Annotated in this window: 8 protein-coding genes; 2 read left to right on the forward strand and 6 right to left on the reverse strand. The window is 70.1% G+C overall.

Annotation, left to right across the window (positions count from 1 at the left end):
* On the reverse strand, nucleotides 1-575 hold a 575-nt coding region (locus ACWIE7_RS05460; RefSeq protein ID WP_454068749.1), incomplete at its 3' end, for a suppressor of fused domain protein.
* Complete coding sequence (gene fgd, locus ACWIE7_RS05465; RefSeq protein ID WP_454068750.1) at nucleotides 572-1,591, reverse strand: glucose-6-phosphate dehydrogenase (coenzyme-F420); 1,020 nt, start codon at nucleotides 1,589-1,591, stop codon at nucleotides 572-574. The genes ACWIE7_RS05460 and fgd, both read right to left, overlap by 4 nt.
* A gap of 466 nt (nucleotides 1,592-2,057) precedes the next feature.
* On the opposite strand from fgd, the gene ACWIE7_RS05470 reads away from it, so the two are divergent.
* Nucleotides 2,058-2,699: a hypothetical protein gene (locus tag ACWIE7_RS05470; RefSeq protein WP_452099887.1), complete on the forward strand. Its 642-nt coding sequence runs from the start codon at nucleotides 2,058-2,060 to the stop codon at nucleotides 2,697-2,699.
* A gap of 30 nt (nucleotides 2,700-2,729) precedes the next feature.
* Here ACWIE7_RS05470 and ACWIE7_RS05475 read toward each other — a convergent pair whose 3' ends face one another.
* Both ACWIE7_RS05475 and ACWIE7_RS05480 read right to left on the reverse strand, forming a co-directional pair.
* Entirely contained in the window at nucleotides 2,730-3,935 is a 1,206-nt protein-coding gene (locus ACWIE7_RS05475; protein WP_452099888.1) for an O-succinylhomoserine sulfhydrylase, read from the reverse strand.
* A gap of 71 nt (nucleotides 3,936-4,006) precedes the next feature.
* Nucleotides 4,007-4,423: a rhodanese-like domain-containing protein gene (locus ACWIE7_RS05480; protein ID WP_452099889.1), complete on the reverse strand. Its 417-nt coding sequence runs from the start codon at nucleotides 4,421-4,423 to the stop codon at nucleotides 4,007-4,009.
* A gap of 170 nt (nucleotides 4,424-4,593) precedes the next feature.
* Here ACWIE7_RS05480 and ACWIE7_RS05485 point away from each other — a divergent pair, with 170 nt between their 5' ends.
* Nucleotides 4,594-6,033, forward strand: a complete 1,440-nt coding sequence (locus tag ACWIE7_RS05485; RefSeq protein ID WP_452099890.1) for an FAD-dependent oxidoreductase — start codon at nucleotides 4,594-4,596, stop codon at nucleotides 6,031-6,033.
* Between the two features lie 75 nt (nucleotides 6,034-6,108).
* On the opposite strand, the gene ACWIE7_RS05490 is transcribed toward ACWIE7_RS05485, so the two are convergent.
* Both ACWIE7_RS05490 and ACWIE7_RS05495 read right to left on the reverse strand, forming a co-directional pair.
* On the reverse strand, nucleotides 6,109-7,590 hold the full coding sequence (locus ACWIE7_RS05490) for an alpha/beta hydrolase (protein ID WP_454068751.1): 1,482 nt from the start codon (nucleotides 7,588-7,590) through the stop codon (nucleotides 6,109-6,111).
* Nucleotides 7,568-7,990, reverse strand: a complete 423-nt coding sequence (locus ACWIE7_RS05495; protein ID WP_454068752.1) for a hypothetical protein — start codon at nucleotides 7,988-7,990, stop codon at nucleotides 7,568-7,570. Before ACWIE7_RS05495 ends, ACWIE7_RS05490 begins: the two co-directional genes overlap by 23 nt.
* Nucleotides 7,991-8,277: the final 287 nt, after the last annotated feature.

Below are 8,277 nucleotides of genomic sequence, written 5' to 3' on the forward strand. Positions count from 1 at the left end.
ACCGCGTCGGCACCCTCCTTCACGATCGCGGACATCTCGGCGGTGGTGATGGGCACGGCCTGCAGCCGGGTGAGGAGCGGCCCGGTACCGTCGGCGCCGCCGGACTCGTCCACCACCTCGAGGTCTGGCCATAGGAACGGCGGGGACAGGACGAGGTGCTCGCAGCGGCGCCCGGAGTCGACGAGTCCCACGGCATTGGGGATCACCGCGCCGGGGGCGACGTGGATGGAGCCGGTGGCCACAGCGAGCGCGCAGGCGTCGAGCACGTCGGCCATGGCGCGGTGCTCGGTGCGACCGACGGTGACGAACTCACTACGGATCTGTCGCCCCTCGGGCGTGGTGACGTTGGTGGGGAGCTCGCGCGCACCGATGGTGGCGTAGGTGGAGAAACCGGGGGCCGGCATGTCGTCGACGACGACGATGTCGCAGTGCCACTCGGTGGTGTTCCCCTCTTCATCCGGCTCGGTCTCGTGCGGATAGCGCAGGACGCGGACGGAGGCCTTGCCGCCGAGGATGCCCTCGAGGCCGGCGAGGTCGGCCGAGACCGGGCCGGGTCGTTCGTTCTCTTCGCTCATGCCAGGTTCCTCAATCGCGGTTCGAGATCGGTCTTGAACAGGTTCAGGAAGCGTTTCTGGTCGTGGCCGGGGGCGTGGAAGACCAGGTGGTTCAGACCGGCGTCGACGTACTGCTTGACCTGCTCGACCGCGTCATCCGGGTCGGAGGCGACGATCCAGCGCTTGGCGACCTGCTCGATGGGCAACTCATCAGCCAGGCGCTCCATCTCCCGCGGCGAGTCCACCGAGTGCTTCTGCTCCGGCGTCAGCGACAACGGCGCCCAGAACCGACAGTTCTCCAACGCCGCGGCCGGGTCGGGGTCGTAGGAGATCTTGATCTCGATCATCCGATCAATCGCCGCCGAATCACGCTCATTGATCCCGGCGCCCTCCTCCACGGCCGGCAGCAACTTGTCGGTGTACAACTCCATCCCCTTACCGGAGGTGCAGATGAACCCGTCCCCCACGCGGCCGGCGTACTTGGCCACCACCGGACCACCCGCCGCGACGTACACCGGCACCCCGCCCTCCGGCACGTCGTAGAGAAAGGCGTCCTTGGTCGAGTAGAAGTCACCCTCGAAGCTGGTGGTCTCACCCGTCCACAACTCACGCATGAGCCGGACCGACTCACGCAGACGCGCGAAACGCTCCTTGAACGCCGGCCACTCACCCCGATGACCGGTGGCGATCTCGTTCAGGGCCTCACCAGTTCCCACACCCAGGAAGACGCGGCCGGGGTACAGGCACGCCATCGTGGCGAACGCCTGCGCCAGCACCGCCGGGTTGTAGCGGAACGTCGGCGTGAGCACCGACGTGCCCAACTGCAGGCGCTCGGTACGCTCACCGACCGCGGTCAACCACGACAACGAAAACGGCGCATGACCACCATCGTGACGCCAGGGCTGAAAATGATCCGACACCGTCGCCGAATCCATCCCCGCCCGCTCAGCCAGAACCGCGAACTCCACCAGATCACGCGGACCGAACTGCTCAGCCGAGGCCTTATAACCGAGCTTCAGGGGCGGGGTGGTGGGCATCGATGGCTCCTTCGGGGGGTATGCGTGAGCGGCGGTGCCGCCGGCTCTCGCGGGCACTGTGGCGAGTATGCCAGCGGCGTCCGACACCGCGGGAAATCTTGGAGTGGCCTCCCCTCACGTGCGGTGACCATGGCCGACATGTGTCGAACCCGGGAGCTGGGTGGCGAACTGCCCGCACTGAAGGCGTGAACACGACCGCGGTGGGAGACGAGGACGGCTGGCGATGGGCCGCCATCAACCAGAAGACCGGAACAGTTGTCTATATCCGCTGACCCGGCCAAGCGATCCACACGACACGCCGCGCCGCCCCGTGAGATGCCCCACTCGCCGGGGTGATATGTAACAAAATGAGCACGGAGCGCAATACCCTAAGTGAATCGGACGCCACTGAGGCCGGGGATCCCCTCCCCTGACCGGCGCCCAGCAACACCAGCACAACAGCACCACTGCACGCTTCGGAGGCACCATGCGTATCCGACACGCGGCCAGCACCCTGGTCGCCCTCGGCGCCGCCTCCGCCTGTGCGCTCGGCGCCTCGATGATCGCCCAGGACCACGAGGCCGAGCTGCGGGACTCCGAACTCCGCGCCTCCGCCTGGTCCGTCCAGGCCTCCACCGACTTCGGCACCACCTGGACCGCGCCCATCTCGTCCGCCGGCGGTCACTTCCCGGTTCGCGTCGACACCGCGGCGCTGCGCAACCGCTCGGCCTACCAGCCGCTCACCCTGCGCACGAGCGTCGACTCCAAGTCCGACGCGCTCGTCGAGATCGGCTCCGGCGCTCTGGTCGACGGCAATCCGGACACCGCCGCCCACGTCCGCATCCGCGCGGTGTCCTCGACCAGCGGCGCCTGCGCCGAGCCCACCTTCACCCCTGGTCGGCCCGGCGTGGTCTCCGGCCTCCTGGCCGGCGACCCGACCGAAGCCGTTCCCGTCGACGCCCCCACCGCGGACGTGCCGCTGGTGCTGCCGGCGGCCACCCGCACCACACCCGGCGCGCCGGTAACCGTGTGCCTCGAGTTGAGTCTGAACGCCGACGCGCCGGTGACCGACTCGTTGCTGACGCTGGCCTGGCCCATCGACATCACCCGCGGCGACGCCGACTCGTAGGACTCAACGCAGGCCCGACGGGCCAGCAGCTCAGCCCAGCCCGCGCGCCAGGTCGTCGATCAGATCGCCCGCGTGCTCGAGGCCCACCGAGAGTCGGATCACGTTCTGGCCGATGCCCACCGCGGCGCGGGCCTCCGGCTCCATCGACGCATGGGTCGTGGTGGCCGGGTGCGTCACCAGCGTCTTGGCATCGCCCAGATTGTTGGAGATGTCGATCACGCGCAGAGCGTTGAGCAGGTCGAAGCAGCGCCGCTTGCCGCCGTCCTCGTCGTCGTCGTACTTCAGCCCGAACGTCACCACTGACCCGCCGCCCGACATCTGGGCCCTGGCCAGCTCGTGCTGGGGGTGCGACTCGAGCATCGAGTACGTCACGAAGTCCACCGCGTCATGTGCCTCGAGGAACCGCGCCACCTCCACCGCGTTGGCCGACATGCGCTCCACGCGCAGCCCCATGGTTTCCAGGCCCTTGAGCAGTACCCAGGCGTTGAAGGCGTTCATCCCGAACCCGGCATGGCGCATGAGGTGCTTGACCGGCCCGGACACGAACTCCTCGGTGCCCAGCACCGCACCGCCGAGCACGCGGCCCTGCCCGTCGATGTGCTTGGTGGTGGAGTAGACCACCACGTCGGCGCCCAGCTCGAGCGGCTTCTGGTGCAGGGCGGTGGCAAAGACGTTGTCCACCACGACCTTCGCGCCGGCCGCATGCGCGAGCTCGCACACCGCGCGCACGTCCACCAGCTCCTGCATCGGGTTGGAGGGGGTCTCGAAGAACACGGCGTCGGTCGGCTCGCTGAGGGCCTCGCGCCATTGGTCGAGGTCGGCACCGTCCACGAACACGGTCTCCACGCCCCAGCGCGGCAGGATGTCGTCGCAGATCACGAAACACGAGCCGAACAGCGCCCGCGACGCCACCAGGCGCGAACCCTTACCGCACAGCGCGGCCAGCGCCACGAACACCGCGGACATGCCCGACGACGTCGCGAAGCAGTCCTCGGCGCCCTCGATCTGGCGCAGCCGCTCCTCGAACATGGCGACGGTCGGGTTACCGTAGCGCGAATACACGAACCGTTCAGTCGTACCGTTGAACGACGCCTCCGCGGCCTCGGCCGAGTCGTAGACGTAGCCCGAGTTGAGGAACATCGGCTCCGTGGTCTCCTCGAAGCCGGTACGCATCTGACCGGCCCGCACGCCCAGGGTGTCGGGGTGGAGTCCGTCGGGGAGCTCGTTGTTCTTCATTCGCTGCTATCTCTCAGTGTTGTCGTAGTGGGTGATGTCGTCGTCGTACCTCTTGGGCCCGCGACGGCCGGTCAGGACTGGCGCCAGGCCAGGCCCGCGACCTTCCATCCGTTCACGGTCCCGCGGTGCCCCTGTGCGTCCGGGCCGCCCTCGAAGCCCTCGGCCACGTTGTAGGCGCTGGTGTATCCGGCGGCGGTTGCCACGGCCGCGGCGGCGGCCGACCGGCCCCCGCTGCGGCACAGGAACAGCACCGGCGCCTCGGGCGACAAACCGGCCTCGGCCAGTTGCTCGACGAACCGCGCATTGGGCTGCCCGGCGGAGGTCATCCACTCGATCCCCACCGCGCGCTTGCCCAGCTCGGACAGGTCGGCGGCGCCCACCCACTGCCATTCGGCACTGGTGCGGACGTCGACGAGCGTGGCGTCCGGATCCGAGGCGAGCAGCTCCCAGGCCTGGCTGGGGGCGAGATCTCCGGCGTAGTCGCTCATAGGAGGCCATTATGCTCCTCCGACCATGGACCGCTCGGGGCGAGGTCTCCGTGGCCACCGCGCCGGGGCCGCTGCCTCCAACGGCTCCCTATCCGACACCTGTCAGATCGCAGGATCCGCATCCAGCCGGACGCCCGACCTGACCGCCTGATGCGTGAGAGCATCGGACTATGACGTGGCCCTCATCTTCTCCTCTCCGTATCGCCGTGGTCGGTTCCGGACCGGCCGGGGTGTTCGCCTGCGACGCCCTGCTGACCTGGGCGGATAAGCACGATCGCGAGATCGTCGTGGACCTGTTCGACTCGCTGCCCGTGCCGTTCGGGCTGCTGCGCCACGGGGTCGCCCCCGACCACCCGAGGATCAAGGGAATCGCCAACAACCTCTGGAAGATCGGGCAGGATCCGCGCATCCGCTTCCTCGGCAATGTGCATTTCGGCACCGACATCACCGTCGAGGACCTACGCCGCCACCACCACGCCGCGATCTTCGCGACCGGCGCACTGGCGGATCGCACGATGGGGATCCCCGGCGAGGACCTGGCCGGCTCGTACGGTGCCGCCGAGTTCGTTACCTGGTACGACGGTCATCCCGACGCGCATCCGGAATGGGATCTGTCCGCCGAGCGCGCGGCCGTCGTGGGGGTGGGCAACGTGGCGCTAGACATCGCGCGGATGCTGGTGCGCACGCCGGAACAACTCGAGGCCACCGACATCCCCGAGCATGTCCGCACCGGCTTCGGCACCACCGCCGCACGCACCGTGTCGGTGATCGGCCGACGCGGCCCCGCCTGGGCCAAGTTCACCACCCTCGAGCTGCGGGAGATGGAGAAGGTGGAGGGGGTCGCCGTGGTGGTTGAACCGTCCGACCTTGATGACGACGACGAGGTGGCCCGCGAGCATCGGGAGTCCGATCGCCGGGCGGGTCAGATCTACGCCGTTCTGGAGAAGTGGGCCACCGCGCAGATCGAGGCCGGTCACGCCGACGCCGACGAGGCCGAAGCCGCCGCGGTAGCCCGCGGGCAGAAGGTCGTTCGATTCCGCTTCAACCGCTCCCCGGTGGAGATCCTCGGCGCCGACGGCCGGGTGACCGGTCTACGCCTGGAACGCACCGAGGCGGACGGGGCCGGCCTTCGGATGACCGGCGAGACCGAGGAGCTGCTCGTCGACGCGGTCTACAGTGCCGTCGGCTACCGGTCCGCAGCGCTCGAGGGAATCCCGTTCGACGACGCCACCGCCACCATCCCCAACGCCGCGGGGCGGGTGCTCGACGGACCCGGCGGGCAGCCGATCCCCGGACTGTTCACCGCCGGTTGGATCAAGCGCGGCCCCTCCGGGGTGATCGGCACCAACCGTTCCTGCGCCTCGGAATCGGTGACCGAGCTCCTCAGCGACCTCGACGCCGGGCTGTTGCCTGACCCCGAGTCGCCCGACCCGCAGGCCGTACGCGATCTGCTGGACTCGCGGTGCGTGAAGGTGGTCGACGGTATCGCCTGGGCGGCTATAGATGCCGGCGAGCGGGACCTGGGCGAGACCGCGGGCCGGGAACGCACCAAACTCTCCGGCCGGGACGAGATGCTCGAGGTGGGCTTCCGCTCGCACACCGACCGCTGACTCCGTGACTGGCGCACGATCCCCGCGCCACGGGCTTCGCACCGCTGGCATGGGGGCGGTGTGCGGACGGGGCGGCTACTCGGTGTCAGCGATGAGCCTGCCCAGTTCCTCCAGCGACACCGTCCCGCGATCGAAGTACGTCGAATGGGTGGTGCCCACCGACCGAGGCCCGGCCCCGGGCTCGGTGACGTCCACGGCGAACCCGCCGAAGTCCCCGCTTCCGGGCCGCTCGCCCAGCACCCCGGTGATCGACCACCACGGCACTGCATCCCACCTGCTCGCCACGCCCGCGACCTCCCGGTCGTGTGCCCGCCGTGATGCGCCGCCCTCGTCCACCCACTGCTGCTCGATCGATTCAACAGAAGCGCCAGGGCTACCGACGTGGATCATCAGGTCGGCCGCCAGCCCTCGCGGATCCGAGGCCGCCGCCCCGAGCGTCGCTGATCCGTAGCTGTATCCCACGGCCGTGTGCGGGGCGTCGTCGCCGTCCATCGCCTCGACCGCATCCAGACCAGCGGCATACGTACGCAGGTCCTCGTCGTGCGCTCGTGCGGATGCCAGGGATCGACCCGCCTCGGCGATGGTGTCCGGCGCGTGGTAGCCCTGCCACGCCACCGACACGCACGCCGTGGTCTCCGCGTCGACCGGCGCCGCATCGACGGGCTCTGCGTTCCGAGATTTCGGCGAGCGGACCTCGTCCGCCGCCTCACACATAGCTGCCGCGCGCTCGCCGGTTCGCCCGAGTGTCTCGAGCGATGATCCCGTGCCGGGCACCAGCGTCACCACCCGGTCCGCGACATCGGGATTCTCGCTCGCCACCACCGCCCGACCATCGGCGTGCAGGGTGAGCAGATGCCGACGAGGGTCGGCGTCGAGGTACTCGGACAGCGCAGCGAGCCCCGGCCCCGCGTCCGCGAGCCCGGCGTCTGCCCCGCCGCGGTCGAGGGCGTCGAGCAGCCGTCGCAAACGAGTCCGATTGAGGGCATCACGCGCGGCCGATGACAACCCCGCCACCGACCCCAACTCCGGGTTGTCGCGGGCCAGCCGCTCGCGGTCGGCGGGCCCGAGCGAGTGCCACAGGGCGGCGATCGCACGCGGGTCGTCGCCGGTCGTCCCGGAGAGGTCAAGGCAGGGCCGGGCATCCGGGTCCGTGGCACCGGCCAGCACGTCCGCCGCCTCGCGAAGCCGCTGCACGAGGGCATGATCAGCGTCGACCACGGCCGTGTGATCGCCAGCGCCCGGACGGGCGAGCTCGTCGTCGTCCCAACTCATCACCGCCCGCGCCAACCCGGCACCTTCCACGCGCAGTACATCTGACAGGAAGAGACACGCGCCGGCGATCGTCCGCGACTCGGCGGCGGCATCGACCACACTCCCCCGCGCGCGGCGCCCCGCCCGGCCGAACCACCCGCCGTCCTCGGGGTCCGCGCCCAACCGGCGGGCGACCGTGTCCAGGTCCTCGGCCACCTCCGACACCGCGCGCCCCACGGCGGCAGAGCGCGCCTCGGCGTGGTCGATGGCCGTGACCAGCGTCTCAGCCTGCGGCGCGGGAGACACGGTTCGCCACCTCCTCGTCCGCTTCCGCCAACAGTCCGGCCCTGCGGGTCATGGCCGCGGCGATTCGTTCGGACTCCTCTGCGCTGTCCCGCGCCCGCCGCGCCAGCAGTGCCGCGCACTCCGCCAACCCGGGCCCGCAGATCAGGCCGCCCGGTACCGATGCAGCCATGCCGGACGCGGCCGCCGAGGCCTCCTCGAGTGCCCCGACCAGTTCCGCCGAGCGGGTCGCGCCGGCCTCCCCGGCCTCTCGGATCCGGACCGCCTGACCCAGGACCGCCGCCTGCTGGAACGCCAGCAACCCCGCCCCGCCCTGGTCAGGCGCCGATCCGTGGCCCGGCTCCGGCCCATGGCCCGGTCGCGATTCCTCCCCTGGGTCCGCCGCTGAATCCTGCTCCGCCATGTGCCCCGCTCCCCTCCGGCCCGCACGCCCGGGCCGCTCAGGGCATCACGCTAGGTGCGGGCAGCGGCCGAACAGCGCTACCCACGGGGTGCTGTGGATGGGGTGGACGACCATTCACAGGAGACACCGCGGGAGGACAGCTCAACCGCGCAATAGGGCACGCACACGCGCCCGATCGGCTCGCATAAAGCCGCTCAACGCCTGCTCAGAGCACATCCTGTTCGGCGTAGCGGCCACCGGCGTACATGCGGGCCAACACCGCGAACAGTCCTACGCCGAACACCGCC

It is taken from the genome of Dietzia sp. NPDC055343 (assembly GCF_053645265.1).